Raw genomic sequence first — 16,543 nt, forward strand, 5'->3', positions numbered from 1 at the left:
CTCAAGTTCAACAATGATGTTGCCTGTGCCGCCGCCTTCGCGGGCAAGTCGGATCGCCGCACCGCCGCTCCCACAGGTTGGTGTGTGTTCCGCTTAAAACGGAGCCGGGCATTCGAAGCGCAAGCGTTCGCCGGTTTGCGGGTGGGTGAAGCTGAGCATGCTCGCGTGCAGACACAGTCGCGGCCAGGCGGCCAATGCCTGCTCGTGGGCGTAGAGTCCGTCACCCAGCAGCGGATGACCGATGGACAGCATGTGCACGCGCAGTTGATGGGAGCGGCCGGTGATCGGAGTCAGTTCGACGCGGCACCAGTCGCCGCAACGTTCCAAAACGCGCCAGAAGGTCAGGGCATGCTTGCCGAATTCATGGTCCACCACGTGGCGTGGTTTGGTCGGCGGGTCGTAGCGCAGGGGCAGGTCGATGCTGCCACTGTCGAGTTCCGGTTGGCCCCAGCACAGTGCGGTGTAGGCTTTTTCGGTTTCGCGGTCGTGAAATTGCCGAGACAGCTCGCGATGGGTGTCGGGATCACGGGCCAACAGAATGATGCCGGAGGTTTCCCAATCCAGTCGATGGACGATTCGCGCTTCCGGGTAGCCGTTTTCTTGCAGGCGGGTAATCAGGCAGTCCTTGTTGTCGTCAGCCCGGCCAGGGACGGAGAGCAACAGGGTCGGTTTATCCACCACCAGTACGGCGGCGTCCTGATGGATGATGCGGATGTTGGACAGCGGCATTAAAACAGCCTCGTAACAAACACCAACGGCGGCTCAGGCCCTGAATGCCAATGTAGGAGCTGCCGAAGGCTGCGATCTTTTGATCTTGATTCGAAGATCAAAAGATCGCAGCCTTCGGCAGCTCCTACAGAAGCTTCAAGTATCTGAGCCGCCGTGGCTCCCGTCTGACCGACTAGCGATCGGGCAGGGTGATATTGAGTTCCAGGATCGAGCAGCTGCCCTGGTTTTCCAGAGCGACGTGCACGTCATCGGACCCGATATTGACGTATTTGCGGATCACTTCCACCAGTTCCTTCTGCAAGGCTGGCAAGTAGTCCGGCGTACTGCGCTGGCCGCGTTCGTGCGCCACGATGATCTGTAGACGCTCTTTCGCTACCGAGGCGGTACTTGGCTTCTTGTTGGCACGAAAGAAGTCAAAAATGTTCATTACCTACCTCCAAACAGGCGCTCGAAGAATCCCTTCTTCGTGACATCGAGGAAGCGATGTTCCACGGTTTTACCCAGCAGGCGATCGACCGCATCGCTGTACGCCTGGCCGGCGTCGCTCTGATCGTCGAGAATCACCGGCACGCCGGAGTTGGAAGCCTTGAGTACCGCCTGGGATTCCGGAATGACACCCAGCAGGGTGACCGCCAGGATTTCCTTGACGTCTTCGACGCCGAGCATTTCGCCGTCACTGACCCGTTGTGGGTTGTAACGGGTCAGCAGCAAGTGTTCCTTGATCGGTTCTTCGCCCTTTTCAGCGCGGCGCGACTTGCTGGCCAGCAGGCCGAGCATGCGGTCCGAGTCACGTACCGAGGACACTTCCGGGTTGGTCACGATGATCGCTTCATCGGCGAAGTACATCGCCAGGTGAGCACCTTTCTCGATGCCGGCCGGGGAGTCGCAGACAACGAATTCAAAGTCTGCCTTGAGTGCCATCAGGACTTTTTCCACGCCTTCGACAGTCAGCGCGTCTTTGTCGCGGGTCTGACTGGCGGCCAGTACGTAGAGGTTTTCCAGGCGTTTGTCTTTGATCAGCGCCTGCTGCAGGTTGGCTTCGCCGTTCACGACATTGACGAAGTCATACACCACGCGACGTTCGCAACCCATGATCAGGTCGAGGTTACGCAAGCCGACGTCGAAGTCGACGATGACTGTTTTGTGACCCCGCAGAGCGAGGCCGGTACCGATAGCGGCGCTGGTGGTGGTCTTACCCACACCACCCTTGCCGGATGTAACCACGAGAATCTTGGCCAAGGTGTTTCACCCCTAAGGAAAAAGGACTTTTAGCCCCTGAAAAACATCTCTTGAAAAACTACTGCAGTCGGACAGCCTTGGCTGGAATCCGGTTCAGAGCGGCACTTACTTGCGGTAAACACTGCTTGTAGCCTTTTTCCTACTTCGTTTGAGCCGTTTTCGCTACGTTTTAGAGATGCTTGGAAAATGCGGCAGTATCCGTTAAAGCCGAATGATGTTCAACACATCGCCCGACAGGCTGACCTGCACGCCCGACCCCCACAAAGGGTCGCGACGCAGGTCCTCCGACACCTTGTAATGGCCTGCAATGGAGACTAGTTCAGCGCTCATCTGCTGACAGAAAATCCTGGCTTTGGTGTCGCCTTTGACGCCGGCCAGCACACGACCGCGCATCGGGCCGTATACATGGATGTTCCCATCGGCGAGAAGTTCCGCCCCCGGACTGACCGACGACACCACCACCAGATCGCAACCCTGGGCATAAATCTGCTGGCCACCCCGTACCGGCGACGTGATGATCTTGGTCGGCTTGATCGTCGGCTCCGGCGGTTTCTCCGGTTTCTTCGCAACGATGCCTTCGTTCGGGTCCAGTGCACGTTCCCGGGCGCCGGACGGTGGCAGCACCGGCAGGTCGACCGCGATGGCGGCGGCGATGTCCTCGATGCGGCTGGCACGGATCGCCAGGGTGCGCAGGCCGTGCTGGCGGCAAATGCGCATCAGGCCGGGCAGATCGACGGCGCCTTCGTGGGGCGGCAGTTTGTCCAGGGCCAGCACCAACGGCGCATTACTGAAGAAGTTAGGCGCCTGGGCCACCTTGGCGGCCAGTTGCCGATCGAGGTTCTCGAGGTCGTTACGGGCCAGTTCCAGCACCGTGATGGCAAGCATGCTGCCTTTCAACTGGAACACGGGATCTTGGTCTAGCGGATCGATTTTGCTCATGTCGGCATACAACGGCTTGTCACTAAAAGTGCCGAGACTTATAACGAGAACGCCCGCGGGCCGCAAGCCGGGTCGAACGATGTAGAATGCGCGGCCACTGTCTTGACGGAAGCTTTAATGGATCGCCCGCGTTTTCGAACAGCATTTATTTCTCCGCGTTTCTGGCCGCTGTGGTGCGGGCTGGGGCTGTTGTGGCTGATTGTCCAGTTGCCGTACCCGGCATTGCTGGTTATCGGTCGCGCCCTGGGTGCATTGATGTATCGCGTGGCCGGCGACCGACGGCGCATTGCCAAGCGCAATCTCGAGCTGTGCTTCCCTGAAAAAACCGCTGCCGAGCGCAAGCGCCTGCTCAAGGAAAACTTCGCCTCCACCGGCATCGCCTTCTTCGAAATGGCCATGAGCTGGTGGTGGTCGCGCGAGCGCCTGGCGAAACTGGCGCATGTCGAAGGGCTGGAGCATTTGCAAAAGGCGCAACAGGAAGGCAAGGGCGTGATCCTGATGGCCGTGCATTTCACCACCCTGGAAATCGGCGCGGCGCTGCTCGGCCAGCAGCACACCATCGATGGCATGTACCGCGAGCACAAGAATCCGCTGTTCGACTACATCCAGCGCCGCGGTCGCGAGCGGCATAACCTCGACTCGCTGGCGGTGGAGCGCGACGACGTGCGTGGCATGCTCAAGCTGCTGCGGGCCGGCCGGGCCATCTGGTACGCACCGGACCAGGACTACGGCGCCAAGCAAAGTATCTTCGTGCCGCTGTTCGGCATTCAGGCCGCGACCGTCACTGCCACCAGCAAGTTTGCCCGGCTGGGCAAGGCGTTGGTGGTGCCGTTCACCCAGCAGCGCCTGGCGGATGGCAGCGGGTATCGACTGGTGATCCATGCGCCGCTCGAAGGGTTCCCAGGCGAGTCCGAAGAGGCCGATTGCATTCGCATCAATCAGTGGGTCGAAGGCGTGTTGCGCGCATGTCCGCAGCAATACCTGTGGGCCCATCGCCGCTTCAAGAGCCGTCCGCCGGGCGAGCCCAAACTGTACGCAAAACGCGATTGATCGATCTCTGTAGGAGCAGCCGGTCGACGCTCGATTGCTCGCGAAGGTCGTCAACGATGACGTTTGCAGCCTGATACCCCACGGTGGTCTCAAGTTTTTCGCGAGCAAGCTCGCTCCTACAGGTATTAGGTATTTTATTAGACAGGAGTGTTGCCATGAGTCCTGCTGAACCGGTGACAGGCTTGATTCTTTCCGGTGGCGGGGCCCGGGCGGCCTATCAGGTCGGTGTGCTGGCGGCGATTGCCGAGCTGCTGCCGGTGGGGGCAAGCAACCCGTTTCCAGTGATCGTCGGCACGTCGGCCGGGGCGATCAACGCGGTCAGCCTGGCCAGTGGGGCGATGGATTTTCGCAGCGCCATCGAGGGGCTTACCGCATTCTGGCAGGGCTTTCGCAGTCATCTGGTACTGCGCAGTGACTGGCCCGGGGTGATCCATCAGGCCAGCCGTTTCGTCAGTCACAGTCTGCTGGGCATCGGTGCCCAGGTTCCGGTGGCCCTGCTCAACAGTTCGCCGCTGCGCGGACTGCTCAACGACAAACTGCACATGAGCGGTATTGACCAGGCCATTGCGCAGAAGCAGCTGCAGGCAGTGGCGGTGACCGCGTTCGGTTACGAGTCCGGCCAGGCCGTGACCTTTTATCAGGGCGGCGGCACCATCGACGCCTGGTTGCGCCATCGACGAATCGGCGTGCCGACTCAATTGACGGTCGAACATTTGCTGGCGAGTTCCGCCATTCCCTTGCTCTTCGCCCCGGTGAAAATCGGCGAAGAATATTTCGGCGATGGCGCGGTACGCCAATCGGCACCGATCAGCCCGGCCCTGCACCTGGGCGCCAGCCGGGTGTTGGTGGTGGGTGTCAGCGGCAACCCCCGCGGCGTCGATCCGCAGCAGCCGCTGCAACGGGCCTACACCGGCCAGCAGCCGACCCTGGCGCAGATCGGCGGGCACATGCTCAACAGCACGTTCATTGACAGCCTGGAAAGCGACATCGAGTTGCTGCAGCGTCTGAATCAGTTCAGTCATCTGCTGCCCGACGGCACACCGACCCGGGCGCTCGGCGTGGCACCGGTAGAGGTGTTGGTGATATCGCCGAGCCAGCCGATCGACGAAATCGCCGCGCGCCATCGCCAGGAATTGCCGGCGGCGCTGCGCCTGTTCCTGCGCGGGCCGGGGGCGACCAAGACCAGCGGGGCGGGGGTGTTGAGTTATTTGCTGTTCGAGGCGGGGTATTGCAGCGAGTTGATTGATCTGGGGCGGCGGGATGCGTTGGCCAAGCGGGATGAGTTATCCCGGTTTCTCGGGTTGGCGGAGCCTGTGGTCCCCGCTTGAGATCGGCGGCGTGGCCATCGTCGGAACGCCGCCCGGAGCAAGCTCGCTCCCACATTCGATCTCCTGTGAACACATTATTTGTGATCACCGCCGATCAACTGTGGGAGCGAGCTTGCTCCGGGCGGCGTTCCGACGATGGCGTCACTGCAGACGCCGCTGAATCAGAAATGAACCTTGACCAGGAAGCTGGTCACGCTCTGATCAGTCTTGAAACCCTGGCTGTCTTCAATACCGTACTTGTTTTTCCAGTAGTCATACTCGACACCGACGTACAACTGCTTCTCGCCCAGGTTCAGCGCCTTGCCCAAGTCGTATTTGACCTGTGGATTGAAGTGCAGGTTGGCGTGGTATTCGCCTTTTTTGTTGACGTCATTGTCGACCACCCAGTCCATGAAGCCATCAATCAGGATGTTCGAATCGCCCACCGGGATGGTGTAGGACCAGACCGGAGTGACCTGCCAGATATTGTCACCGGGGCGGTCGCCTTCGGTATGACGGTTGTAGAAGTTCAGCTGGAAGTAATCGAAGCCCGGGATCGCCAGGTCAAAAGCAGGACCGATCAGGTACGACTCGGTATCGTCTTCACCGAACTCGTACGTCATGGCCAGCAACACGTCTTTGATCGGGCCGAACTCGAGTTTCTGATCGAAGATCTTGCCGAACGACAGGCGCGGGCTGATTTCACCGTAGTAGGTGTTCTCACCGGCGAAGGAATCTTCCTTGCCGTTGTAGAAGATCTTGTCGACGAACATGAAGTTGTCGCCGTATTTCCAGCCATCGGCGTGTTCGAAGGTCACCGTCTGCTGAATGCGCGGGTTGACCTGGAAGTCCTTGCCATACAGATAGGTCAGGCTGTTGTTCTGCCATTGCAGCAAATCGCCGGCCATGGCCTGGCCACCGGCCAGCAAGGATCCCGCGAGCATCAGGCTAGTGCACGTACGTTTCATTCGGTTGCTCCCAAAAAGTAGGTGTTCCACGTTATTTTTTTAAGGTCGGCGCTCTGGTCTGGCGCCTTGTTCTCAAGCTGTAAAAATTCGTCCAATCGGTCAGCTTCATGGCTGTTGGCAAGCGCTGCGCCAAGGCTTTCGCAACGCACAAAAACTCCCGCTCGGCTGCTCGAAAACAGTCGATTGAGAGGAGTTTTGGGTGGCCTTGATACCGTCCAGAGCCGGGATAAGTTGGCTTTCTGGTCAGGAATTAAATCCGGGCTTTTTTTTAAAGCGGATTCGGGCGGCCGCGGAGAATACTGACTCCTTGGCCAGGTCTCAAGTGCCCCGCAACAGCGCACGGACCTCAGGATGGGGGTACGGTTGCGGGCCATCTTAAAAATGCACCTTCACCAGCAGGCTGGCGGTGTTTTCACGGGTGTCGAGGTTCGAACTGTTTTCGATCCCGTACTTGTTTTTCCAGTAGCTGTATTCGGTGCCGACATAGAACTGCTTCTGGCCCCAACCCAGGGCTTTGCCGAGGTCGTATTTGATCTGCGGGTTGATGTGCAGGTTGGCGTGGTAGGTGCCGCGCTCGTTCTGGTCATTGTCCACCACCCAGTCCAGATAACCATCGATCAACAGGTCCGATTTGCCCAGTGCAATGCTGTACGACCAGGTGGGTGTGATCTGCCAGACACCGTCGCCGGGGCGCGGGCCTTCGGTCTGGCGATGATAGAAATTAAGGGTGAAATAGTTGAAGCCCGGCACCGCGAGGTCGAAGCCGGGGCCGATCAGGTAGGCCTCGCTTTCACCTTCGCCATACTCGTAAGTCATGGCCAGCAGCACGTCCCTGATCGGGCCGTATTCGAAGCGGCGGTCGAGGATCTTGCCGAAGGACAGGCGCGGGCTGAACTCACCGTAAAAGGCGTGACGGCCTTTGCTGCGGTCTTGTTCGCCGTTGTAGAAGACCTTGTCGACGAACAGGAAGTTGTCGCCGTATTTCCATTTGTCGGCATGTTCGAACGTCACCGTCTGCTGGATCGACGGGTTGATCGCGAAATTCTTGCCGTATAGATAGCTGAGGCTGTTGGTTTGCCACAGCAATAAATCGCCGGCCATAGCCTGGCTGGCGGCCAGAAGACCACCGCACAACACCATGTTTGTTTGTGTCCGAATCATCTGTTGCTCCCTCTTGTTGTTATTGTTTGAGGCGCAGGCAGCCACTGACCTCTGTAGGAGCTGGCTTGCCAGCGATGAGGCCGTAACTTTCATCATCAATGTCGTCTGATACACCGCCTTCGCCGGCAAGCCGGCTCCTACAGGGGGTTTGTGGGGTCAGTGCAGGGGAGCGTGGCAGTCGTTGATGGCCGCGCGTTCGGCGCCGCCGAGGATGTTGAACAGCAGGTTCAGCGACAGCGCACTCAGCGTGGCCATCGCAATTCCGCTGTGGGTGATCGGGCTCATCCACAGCGGCAGGTGGGCGAAGAATTCCGGGCGCACCACCGGGATCAATCCCATGCCGATACTCACCGCCACCAGCAACTGATTGCGACGGTCACCGATGTCGGCTTCCTGGAGAATCTTGATGCCGGTGGCGGCGACCATGCCGAACATGGCGATGGCCGCACCGCCCAATACCGCCGGTGGAATCGACGCCACCAGGAATGCCGCTTTCGGCAGCAGGCTCAACACCACCAGCAAACCGCCGGCGACAATCGTCACCGAGCGGCAGCGCACGCCGGTCATCTGCACCAGGCCGATGTTCTGCGCAAACGAGGAGTGGGTGAAGGTGTTGAAGAACCCGGCGAAAAACGAGGCGCCGGCATCACAGAGCAAACCGCGACGCAGCATCCGCGGGCAGACTTCCTGGCCGGTGATCTTGCCCAGCGCGAGGAACATCCCGGTGGACTCGACGAAGATGATCACCACCACCAGGCACATCGAAAGGATCGGTGCGAGCTCAAACTTCGGCAGGCCGAAATGCAACGGGGTGACGATTTGCAGCCACGGTGCCTGGGCCATGCCGCTGAGGTCGACCATGCCGATCAAGCCGCAGATCACGTAGCCCAGACACATGCCGATCAGTACGGAAATGTTGACCCAGAAACCGCGCATGAAACGATGAACCAGCAGAATGGTGGCCAGTACCAGGGCCGCGATGGCCAGGTAAATCGGCGAGCCGAATTGTGCGGCGCCAGCACCGCCACCGGCCCAGTTCACCGCCACGGGAAACAGCGACAAACCGATCGAGGTGATGACCGTGCCGGTGACCAGCGGCGGGAAGAAACGCACGACTTTGGACATGAACGGCGCGATGAGCATGCCGAAGAACCCGGCGGCAATGGTCGCGCCGAAGATCCCCTGCATACCGATGCCCGGCATGCCGGCCATCGCCACCATGCTGCCGACGGCCGCGAAACTGGCGCCCATCATCACCGGCATGCGGATGCCCATGGGGCCTATCCCCAGCGATTGCACGATAGTGGCAATCCCGGCGACCAGCAGGTCGGCGTTGATCAGGAAGGCGATTTCTTCACGGCTCAGGCCGGCGGCCTGACCGATGATCAGCGGCACGGCGATGGCTCCGCCGTACATCAGCAAAACGTGTTGCAGACCGACCAGGATCAGTTGCAACAGGGGCAAACGTTGAATGGCGGGTGCGTCGGGGATGCGCGCTTCGGATAGCTCGGACATGCAACACCTCGGATTTTTTTATTCTTGTGATTTTGTGCAGCGGGGTTGACCGCGGCGCGGCCATTCGCGGGCAAGCCTCGCTCCTACAGGATGGATGTTGTCCTTGTAGGAGCGAGGCTTGTCGGATCGCCGCACCGCAGCGAAGCTTTTCAGCGATTATTGAGTCGAAGCGCCCTGCACGATCCAAGCACCGATCAGGTCACGTTCCTGCTGGGTCATCTGGGTGATGTTACCCAGCGGCATGATCTGGCTGGTGACGGCTTGCGCCTGGATCCGCGCGGCGTTCTGGCGGATCTGCTCGGGGGTGTCGAACATCACACCGGCCGGTGCGGCGCTGAACAGCGGGCTGGTCGGTTTGGCCGAATGGCAAACCGAGCAACGTTCCTGGATCACGCTGTGCACCTTGTCGAAGCTCGGACCTGCGTTGGACGCTTGCGCCGGGGCGGCTGCAGGCGCCTGCGCAGGTTTTGCTTCAGCCGGTTTCAAACCACCGCCCACTGCAGTTTCCGGCAGAGGCTGGTATTCGATCTTCGCCGGGGCGTTGGCCACTTCAGGGGCGCTGGACATCGGCTTCGGACCGGACACGTAGGCCAGGCAAATCATGCCCACCGCTGCCACGGGCAGGGTCCAGGCATATTTGTGGCTGTCGTGACGGGTGTTGAAGTAGTGACGCACCAACACCGCCAGTACCGCGATCCCGGCCAGGATCAGCCAGTTGTACTGGCTGCCGTAGGTGCTCGGGAAATGGTTGCTGATCATGATGAACAGCACCGGCAAGGTGAAGTAGTTGTTGTGACGCGAACGCAGCAGGCCTTTGGCCGGCAGTGCCGGATCGGGCGTGCGGTTCTCGGCGATCGCCGCCACCAGTGCCCGTTGCGCCGGCATGATGATGCGGAACACGTTGCCGACCATGATGGTGCCGATGATCGCGCCGACGTGCAGGTACGCGCCACGACCGCTGAACACCTTGCTGAAGCCGTAGGCGGCGCCGATGATCAGCACGAACAGGATGAAACCCAGCAGGGCAGGGCGCTTGCCCAGGGCCGAGTCGCAGAGGAAGGAGTAGATGAACCAGCCGATGAACAACGAGCCAAGACCGATGGCCACGCCTTCAGGGCCGCTCAGGGTGCTGCCCGGTGCCAGCAGGTACAGCGTCGGGTTGGAGTAGAACACCACGCACAGCAGCGCGATCCCCGACAACCAGGTGAAGTAGGCTTCCCATTTGAACCAGTGCAGGTTGTCCGGCATGGTCGGTGGGGCCAGTTTGTATTTTTCCAGGTGGTAGATACCGCCGCCGTGGATCGCCCACAAGTCGCCGGCCAGGCCGTTTTTCGGGTTGACGCGGTTGAGGTTGTTCTCCAGCCAGACGAAATAGAACGACGCACCGATCCAGGCCACGCCAGTAATCATGTGAACCCAGCGTACGCTCAGGTTCAGCCATTCCAACAGATGTGCTTCCACAGTCTTTACCTCTCGCCCGTCACGCTTATGTCGCGTGATCGGACCTTCTCTTATTGGTGGGGGGCAAGGATCAAACGCTCATCCTCTTTGAAAAAATGCTCATCGCAGTTATTGCCTGTGCCACTGCGATCAACCACCAGGAAGTCATCCCGCTTTTCGATCGTCAGCACCGGATGGTGCCAAACGCCGCGATGGTAATTAATGCCCTGCCTGCCGTTGGTGAGGAAGGCGCGGACCAAGCCCGATACAGGTACATCGCCAAGTGGCGCGACCACGATCAGAAAGGGGTTGCCGAGCAGCGGAATGAAAGCCTGGCTGCCCAGCGGGTGACGCTCCAGCATGCAGACGGTCAGCGGCATGTCCTGCGCGTCGGCGCGGAAGATGCTGATGATCGCGTTGTCCTCTGGCGTGGCGGTTTCCACCGTCGCCAGTTTATGGAAGCGCATCGTCGAACCGTTGTTGATCATGAAGTGATCGCGGCCAGAGGTTTCGATCACGTCACCGAAAGGGGCGAAAGCTTCTTTGGTCAGCGGTTCAATCGTCAGTGTGCGCATGCTGGTCTTCTTAATCTCAAATGTGTTGGTGTGTTGCTTTTCGTAGGAGCTGGCTTGCCAGCGAAGGCGCCCTCACAGACGCCTTCGCCAGCAAGCCGGCTCCTACAGGCTCAGCATTACTTCGCGACCTTGCCGAGAACCCGCAGGCGACTCACACCACCATCCGGGAACACGTTCAGGCGGATGTGGGTAATCGGCCCCAGCGCCTTGATCTGCTCGGCGAAGGTGTGTTCGGCGTGCATTTCCAGTTTCTGCGCCGGCAGCAGTTCGCGCCAGAACAGCGATTGGGTTTCGATCTGGCTGTCGGTGCCGCCTTTCACGAATGCGCCCTGAATCGAGCAAGTGTCCGGGTAGTTGCCCTTGAAGTGCAGGGTGTCGACGATGACTTTCTCGATCTCGCCGGCATGACCCAGCGCGACGATCACCCAGTCATTGCCTGGCGTACGACGACGTGCGGTTTCCCAGCCGTCGCCCATGTTGATGCCACGGCCCGGGTTGAGGATGTTGCTCATGCGCCCGAAGTGTTCGTCGGAGCAGGCGAGGGCGCGGCCACCGTTGAGGGCTGCAGCCAGGTCGATTTGCTCGTTGTCGCCGACAGCGGACCAGTCGCGGAATGGAATGCCGTACACGCGCAGACGGGCCACGCCACCATCCGGATAGATGTTGAAGCGCAGGTGGCTGAACGCCTGGTCGTTGCTGATTTCGTGGTAGTGGTGGCTGTTGCCTTGCAGCTCGACGGCGGACAGCACTTCAGTCCACTGGGTGTTGTCGTCCGGCTCGCCCGAGGCCAGGAAGCACGCTTCCAGGGAGGCAGACGGCGGGAAGTTGCCGGTGAAGAATGAAGTGTCGATGTCCACGCCTTTGATCGAACCCGGTACGCCCAGGCGGATCACGGCGCTGTCGTAGCCTTCGAAGCGCTTGCGGCGCGACTCCCAGCCGTCCATCCACTTGCCGTTGTCATCGAACACGCCCTCCTTCCACACAGCCGGGGTCGGCTGGAACAGGCGGTTGGCATCAGCGAACCAGTCATCGGTGACCGAGATGATTTTGGTGCCCAGGCGGGCGTCGGCCAGGTTGACGAACTTCTCGAAAGGTACGGCGTAAGCTTTCATTCTTCTTGTCTGCCTTTAATTAGTTGGCTTGGGATGCTTGCAGTGCCCTGGGCGATTCCTGCGTTAAGTGGCGCCTGGGCTTTTTACAAGAGCTGCTCGCTATAGGGTCAGTAAACGGAACAGGGCGATCTTGTTGATCTCCGCCAGCGCGCACTTGAACTCGGTGTCTTCCGGGTTGTGAATGCGCGTTTCGAACGCCGCGAGGATCTGATGCCGGTTGCTGCCTTTTACCGCCATGATGAAGGGAAACTTGAACTTGGCCTTGTAGGCGTCGTTCAGCTCGGTGAAGCGCTGGAACTCTTCGGCCGTGCATTGGTGAATACCCGCGCCAGACTGTTCTTCAGTACTGGCCGCGGTCAGCTGGCCCTGGACGGCGGCTTTGCCGGCCAGGTCCGGGTGAGCGTTGATCAAGGCCAATTGACTGGCGTGATCGGCGCTCAACAGGATGTCGCTCATGCGCTGGTGCAGGGTTTCGATCTCGTCGATCGAAGCGTCCTGGCCCAGGTCGAAGGCCTTCTCGGCCACCCATGGCGAATGTTCGTAGATGTCGGCGAAAGCGGCGACGAAGGCGTCGCGGCTCAGGGTCGATGGCTTCAGGGTTTGAAAGGTGCTCATTTCGTAGTCCCTTGGTACGGGTGGGTTTCGTGCCAGTGGCGAGCGATGTCGACGCGACGGCTGAACCACACCTGTTCATGACTTTTAGCGTATTCGATAAAACGCTTGAGCGAAGCCAGACGCGCCGGACGGCCGATCAGGCGGCAGTGCAAACCGATCGACAGCATTTTCGGCGCTTCGGCACCTTCGGCATACAGCACATCAAAGGCGTCTTTGAGGTATTCGTAAAAATCGTCGCCCTTGTTGAAACCCTGGACCTGGGTGAAGCGCATGTCATTGGTGTCCAGGGTATACGGGATCACCAGGTGCGGCTTGCCGGTCGGGTTGTTCGGTTCCCAGTAGGGCAGGTCGTCGTCATAGGTGTCGCAGTCGTAGAGGAAACCGCCTTCTTCCATCACCAGGCGACGGGTGTTCGGGCCGGTGCGGCCGGTGTACCAGCCCAGTGGGCGTTCGCCGGTGATTTCGGTGAGCACGCGGATCGCTTCGAGCATGTGCTCGCGTTCCTGTGCTTCGTCCATGTACTGATAGTCGATCCAGCGATAGCCGTGGCTGCAGATCTCGTGGCCGGCATCGACCATCGCGCGGATCACATCCGGATGGCGCTGGGCGGCCATGGCCACGGCGAAGACGGTCAGCGGGATGTCGAATTCCTTGAACAGTTTCAGAATCCGCCAGACGCCGGCACGGCTGCCATACTCGTACAGGGATTCCATGCTCATGTTGCGCGCGCCTTGCAGCGGTTGCGCCGAGACCATTTCCGAGAGGAAGGCTTCGGATTCTTTATCGCCGTGCAGGATATTGCGCTCGCCACCTTCCTCATAATTGAGGACGAAGGACAGGGCGATACGGGCGTTGCCCGGCCAGTGTGGGTGAGGAGGGTTACTGCCGTAACCGATCAGGTCGCGTGGATAGTCAGCGCTCACTGCAGTCTTCCTTCTTGTTCGTGTTGACAGGTTGTGTGACAGCCCTGGTGTTGGGGTGGCAGGCTGGTGTCACAGCGATGGTTTGATTGTATACAACTTTATATCAACATTGTAAGCCTGTTTTTTCGCATTTTTCCCTAACGGTCATTATGGCTTGATGCTGCAAGAAACCTGCCTGATCGGTCAGCTATTGGGTAGGAGGTCCTTTTATTCCATGGTGCGAAGGCGACTTCGTCGGGAACCCCCGGATGGCGGGAGTCGGGGGAAAAATGTCGTTTTTATTGTGTACAATTTTTTTTAAAAGTGTCTTAATCGATGTCTCGCCGCAGCGTATCGTGCTCCGAACCGCTGCGGTCTCCTTTTCAACTGACTTCGGGAGGCGCGAGGCCTGACTGCTCCACGCAGCCAGGCGCGCAGAATCAATGGGACGTTTGACTACACACATCTTAGACGCTGCACATGGTTGCCCGGGCAGCTTGATCAAGGTCGAGCTGTACCGCGTTGAAGGCTCGCAGCTGGAACTGGTCGCCACCGCGATCACCAACAGCGACGGCCGTGTCGATGCACCGCTGCTGCAAGGCGATGACTACCGCTCCGGGGTCTATCAGGTGCAGTTTCATGCGGGCGACTACTACCGCGCCCGAGGCGTGCAGCTTCCGGAGCCGGCGTTTCTGGATGTCGTGGTGCTGCGGTTTGGCATCTCTGCCGAGCAAGATCACTACCACGTGCCGTTGCTGATTTCGCCGTACAGCTATTCCACGTACCGAGGAAGCTGATCCCCCATTGGCTTACTCAACATCGAAGCGACTGCGCATATAGCTTCTTTGGTCTTTCGCCCGCTCACACTGCGGGCTTTTTTTTGTTCGCCGGACATGGGCAGTTGCCGACGTTCCCGCGCGGATCCGCGAGAACGTCCAGCAGTCCTCTCGGCCTCCTCTGGTAACAAAAAGGCTCGGTTGCGAAGGGGCGAGGAATCAACCTTCTCTAACGATGACGAGGGTGGTCTGATCTGAGCTGACGGGTTGAGTACTGCCCAGCAGATAGATGACGTTGTCCAGGTCGAGGCGATTGCTCAGTTCTTGCCATTGCGCTTCGCCAATTCTGGCCCGGTACGCCGGATCGTTCAGTTCGGAACCCGGCGCAGCGTGACGTTTCATGTTGCCAAGTAGCGTGGTGACGGGGAATCTCAACACGAATACAGCGTCAAGTCCTTCCCGGTGAAACAGCAAGGCGTCCTCGCTGAGCAGGCGGGTCGCACGATTCACGGTATAGCCGTTATCTTCCAGAACAGTGCTGAACAGGCTTCGAAGGCTGGCGCCTGGCGCGTTCGTTACATACTCACTCCATGCTTGAGGGCATCGTCCTGGATCGAAGTCGAGTCGCAGCAATGCCTCGGCAGACGGCGTGGGCAGTGAAATGATGGTGTCGGTGCCGCTCAGGGCTGTGGGCAGATTAGGTAGCATCATCAACGGGTCGGCCAGCTCTCGACGGGGCGCGGCGGTACTGGCTCTATCTATCCAGTGATGAAATGTCCGACTCATCAGCGCGAGTCCATGGGCGTCGATGGTTGAGAAATGACTGGTTTGATTGAATACCGCTCTAGCGATCGCATTCGCTGAATGATTCGACAAATACTTGAACGAACTGGCGACGTATTGAGACAGGGACATTTCAAACGGAAGGCGGCTCTCCACCACCTTCCACTGGTCATCGTCTCTAATGGCCCATTTTGGTTGCAGCGAGGGAGTGTCCAACAGCATCTGCTCGAAAGCGTCATATCGCGCCGGTGAAAATCCCGGGTGCTGCAAATAGACAAGACGAGTAGCGGGCTGCATGACTTGAGGCACGATCGGATAGTGAAGCCCGTCTATTTCTATGGATTGGCCTGATTCAGGCGGTGTGTCTGTTCCCCAGTTTCGCCATAGGCCGTAGGAAAGATCCATTGCGGTCGAGTCAGTCGAGAGAAGGTGTTCGGCAATGATGTCTGTATCGGCGGCGCGGCTACTGTCTTCATCCAGGCGCGGACGTTTGCTCGGGCCAGGAGTGGGCTCACCCGGTTCGGCAGGCGGTTGGTGAGTATTCGGTGTAACGGTCTGTGCTTTTGCTCGCCAGAGGTTCGTTCCAGGGATCCGTTCGAGCGGTGCACCGGACGGGACCAACTCACTGGCGGAGCTCGCCTGATAGTCGCCGTCCTCGTTCTTGCGGACCAGGACGGTGCCTTCTTGCATATCGACATACGTCCTTTTGTGCTTGTCGTAACGGATCCCGTCCACGGAGCTTTCCGCTTTTGTCAGCAAGCCTGCAAGATGCGCAGGAACAACGGTGGGCGCTGATGGCGTCACGGGTGCAACAACAGTTTGAGCTTGCGCATCTGCACCTGAACCGGCTGACAGCCAGTCAGGTCTTTCGGCACGCCAACGCGGCTGACTGTCGACTTTTGTCAGAACCGGGCCGGACACGCCTGGAGCAATGGGGAAGGGGACCTGGTATTGATCATTGATAGTACGCTCGACCAGTAAATGGCCTTCTTCCCCAAGGTTGGCGTAGGTCTTGCCATCCGGGCTCTCGAAAAGCCCGGTGTCGTTTCCGATCGGACGCAAGAGATGAGTTTGATCCGCGGGCCAGGTAATCGATCTGAGATAGGTTTCAACCAAACGGGTAGCTGCGCCGGGCAAATCACTGACCACGACGGATTGCTGATGAGTGCCTGCGCCCGGCGAGGCATCCGATAAGTGTGTGCCTGTTGCTGTATCGGTACCTTGCGACGACGAGCCGGGGATACCGGTGTTGACGAGGTCTACGAGGGTCGAGTTATCCGCAGACACCGATCTGGTGGATGTCGAGGGCAGATCGGGTGAACCGGTACCAGGAACTTTCTTGGGTGGCTTAGCCATTGATTTCACTCTCATAAAGTACTGATTTGATGCCTTTGACCTCGACAGGTAGGCCAAAGAGTGACGTGGTCAGCCT

General features: G+C 59.3%; 16 protein-coding genes. 3 read left to right on the plus strand and 13 right to left on the minus strand.

Features of this window, described 5'->3' with window-relative positions:
• Window positions 1–93: 93 nt before the first annotated feature.
• From ACA062_RS07830 to minC, 4 genes are all read right to left on the minus strand, one after another.
• Window positions 94–729, minus strand: coding sequence for an RluA family pseudouridine synthase (locus ACA062_RS07830; protein WP_030131660.1), 636 nt, complete (start codon window positions 727–729; stop codon window positions 94–96).
• 172 nt (window positions 730–901) lie between these two features.
• The gene (minE, locus tag ACA062_RS07835; protein ID WP_007944431.1) at window positions 902–1,156 is read right to left on the minus strand and encodes a cell division topological specificity factor MinE; all 255 of its coding nucleotides are present in this window, start codon (window positions 1,154–1,156) and stop codon (window positions 902–904) included.
• Entirely contained in the window at window positions 1,156–1,968 is an 813-nt protein-coding gene (minD, locus tag ACA062_RS07840; RefSeq protein WP_497455876.1) for a septum site-determining protein MinD, read from the minus strand. The genes minE and minD overlap by 1 nt, the downstream gene beginning before the upstream one ends.
• A gap of 201 nt (window positions 1,969–2,169) precedes the next feature.
• Window positions 2,170–2,907: a septum site-determining protein MinC gene (gene minC / locus ACA062_RS07845; protein ID WP_497455877.1), complete on the minus strand. Its 738-nt coding sequence runs from the start codon at window positions 2,905–2,907 to the stop codon at window positions 2,170–2,172.
• 117 nt (window positions 2,908–3,024) lie between these two features.
• On the opposite strand from minC, the gene ACA062_RS07850 reads away from it, so the two are divergent.
• Window positions 3,025–3,957 (plus strand): lipid A biosynthesis lauroyl acyltransferase, encoded by a 933-nt coding sequence (locus ACA062_RS07850; RefSeq protein WP_497455878.1) that lies wholly within the window; start codon window positions 3,025–3,027, stop codon window positions 3,955–3,957.
• A gap of 155 nt (window positions 3,958–4,112) precedes the next feature.
• Window positions 4,113–5,285, plus strand: coding sequence for a patatin-like phospholipase family protein (locus ACA062_RS07855; RefSeq protein ID WP_497455879.1), 1,173 nt, complete (start codon window positions 4,113–4,115; stop codon window positions 5,283–5,285).
• Between the two features lie 161 nt (window positions 5,286–5,446).
• Here the strand turns inward: ACA062_RS07855 and ACA062_RS07860 are convergent, their stop codons facing one another.
• The 8 genes from ACA062_RS07860 to puuE all read right to left on the minus strand — a co-directional run bounded on the left by ACA062_RS07860 (window position 5,447) and on the right by puuE (window position 13,573).
• Window positions 5,447–6,232 carry an outer membrane protein OmpK gene (locus ACA062_RS07860; RefSeq protein WP_497455880.1) on the minus strand — a complete coding sequence of 262 codons (786 nt, stop codon included), beginning with the start codon at window positions 6,230–6,232 and terminating at the stop codon, window positions 5,447–5,449.
• 375 nt (window positions 6,233–6,607) lie between these two features.
• The gene (locus tag ACA062_RS07865) at window positions 6,608–7,393 is read right to left on the minus strand and encodes an outer membrane protein OmpK (RefSeq protein WP_497455881.1); all 786 of its coding nucleotides are present in this window, start codon (window positions 7,391–7,393) and stop codon (window positions 6,608–6,610) included.
• Between the two features lie 156 nt (window positions 7,394–7,549).
• Window positions 7,550–8,908, minus strand: coding sequence for a nucleobase:cation symporter-2 family protein (locus tag ACA062_RS07870; RefSeq protein WP_497455882.1), 1,359 nt, complete (start codon window positions 8,906–8,908; stop codon window positions 7,550–7,552).
• A 156-nt stretch (window positions 8,909–9,064) separates the two neighbouring features.
• On the minus strand, window positions 9,065–10,369 hold the full coding sequence (locus tag ACA062_RS07875; protein WP_497455883.1) for a urate hydroxylase PuuD: 1,305 nt from the start codon (window positions 10,367–10,369) through the stop codon (window positions 9,065–9,067).
• 50 nt (window positions 10,370–10,419) lie between these two features.
• Complete coding sequence (locus ACA062_RS07880) at window positions 10,420–10,923, minus strand: ureidoglycolate lyase (protein ID WP_497455884.1); 504 nt, start codon at window positions 10,921–10,923, stop codon at window positions 10,420–10,422.
• Between the two features lie 116 nt (window positions 10,924–11,039).
• Window positions 11,040–12,035, minus strand: coding sequence for an allantoicase (gene alc / locus ACA062_RS07885; protein ID WP_338922273.1), 996 nt, complete (start codon window positions 12,033–12,035; stop codon window positions 11,040–11,042).
• Window positions 12,036–12,134: 99 nt separating this feature from the next.
• Window positions 12,135–12,650: a 2-oxo-4-hydroxy-4-carboxy-5-ureidoimidazoline decarboxylase gene (uraD, locus tag ACA062_RS07890; RefSeq protein WP_497455885.1), complete on the minus strand. Its 516-nt coding sequence runs from the start codon at window positions 12,648–12,650 to the stop codon at window positions 12,135–12,137.
• Entirely contained in the window at window positions 12,647–13,573 is a 927-nt protein-coding gene (puuE, locus tag ACA062_RS07895) for an allantoinase PuuE (protein ID WP_497455886.1), read from the minus strand. Before puuE ends, uraD begins: the two co-directional genes overlap by 4 nt.
• 422 nt (window positions 13,574–13,995) lie before the next feature.
• Here puuE and uraH point away from each other — a divergent pair, with 422 nt between their 5' ends.
• Window positions 13,996–14,349 carry a hydroxyisourate hydrolase gene (gene uraH, locus ACA062_RS07900; protein WP_497455887.1) on the plus strand — a complete coding sequence of 118 codons (354 nt, stop codon included), beginning with the start codon at window positions 13,996–13,998 and terminating at the stop codon, window positions 14,347–14,349.
• Window positions 14,350–14,547: 198 nt separating this feature from the next.
• Here the strand turns inward: uraH and ACA062_RS07905 are convergent, their stop codons facing one another.
• Window positions 14,548–16,467, minus strand: a complete 1,920-nt coding sequence (locus ACA062_RS07905) for a hypothetical protein (protein ID WP_497455888.1) — start codon at window positions 16,465–16,467, stop codon at window positions 14,548–14,550.
• Between the last annotated feature and the right edge of the window lie 76 nt (window positions 16,468–16,543).

The organism is Pseudomonas sp. LBUM1679, from assembly GCF_059695565.1.

Excerpts from the sequence above, each read along its gene's own strand:
- minC (WP_497455877.1), bottom strand. The coding sequence starts at position 2,907 with ATGAGCAAAATCGATCCGCTAGACCAAGATCCCGTGTTCCAGTTGAAA.
- alc (WP_338922273.1), bottom strand. The coding sequence starts at position 12,035 with ATGAAAGCTTACGCCGTACCTTTCGAGAAGTTCGTCAACCTGGCCGAC.
- ACA062_RS07850 (WP_497455878.1), top strand. The coding sequence starts at position 3,025 with ATGGATCGCCCGCGTTTTCGAACAGCATTTATTTCTCCGCGTTTCTGG.
- ACA062_RS07870 (WP_497455882.1), bottom strand. The coding sequence starts at position 8,908 with ATGTCCGAGCTATCCGAAGCGCGCATCCCCGACGCACCCGCCATTCAA.
- uraD (WP_497455885.1), bottom strand. The coding sequence starts at position 12,650 with ATGAGCACCTTTCAAACCCTGAAGCCATCGACCCTGAGCCGCGACGCC.
- ACA062_RS07860 (WP_497455880.1), bottom strand. The coding sequence starts at position 6,232 with ATGAAACGTACGTGCACTAGCCTGATGCTCGCGGGATCCTTGCTGGCC.
- ACA062_RS07880 (WP_497455884.1), bottom strand. The coding sequence starts at position 10,923 with ATGCGCACACTGACGATTGAACCGCTGACCAAAGAAGCTTTCGCCCCT.
- minE (WP_007944431.1), bottom strand. The coding sequence starts at position 1,156 with ATGAACATTTTTGACTTCTTTCGTGCCAACAAGAAGCCAAGTACCGCC.
- ACA062_RS07865 (WP_497455881.1), bottom strand. The coding sequence starts at position 7,393 with ATGATTCGGACACAAACAAACATGGTGTTGTGCGGTGGTCTTCTGGCC.
- ACA062_RS07905 (WP_497455888.1), bottom strand. The coding sequence starts at position 16,467 with ATGGCTAAGCCACCCAAGAAAGTTCCTGGTACCGGTTCACCCGATCTG.
- ACA062_RS07855 (WP_497455879.1), top strand. The coding sequence starts at position 4,113 with ATGAGTCCTGCTGAACCGGTGACAGGCTTGATTCTTTCCGGTGGCGGG.
- uraH (WP_497455887.1), top strand. The coding sequence starts at position 13,996 with ATGGGACGTTTGACTACACACATCTTAGACGCTGCACATGGTTGCCCG.
- ACA062_RS07830 (WP_030131660.1), bottom strand. The coding sequence starts at position 729 with ATGCCGCTGTCCAACATCCGCATCATCCATCAGGACGCCGCCGTACTG.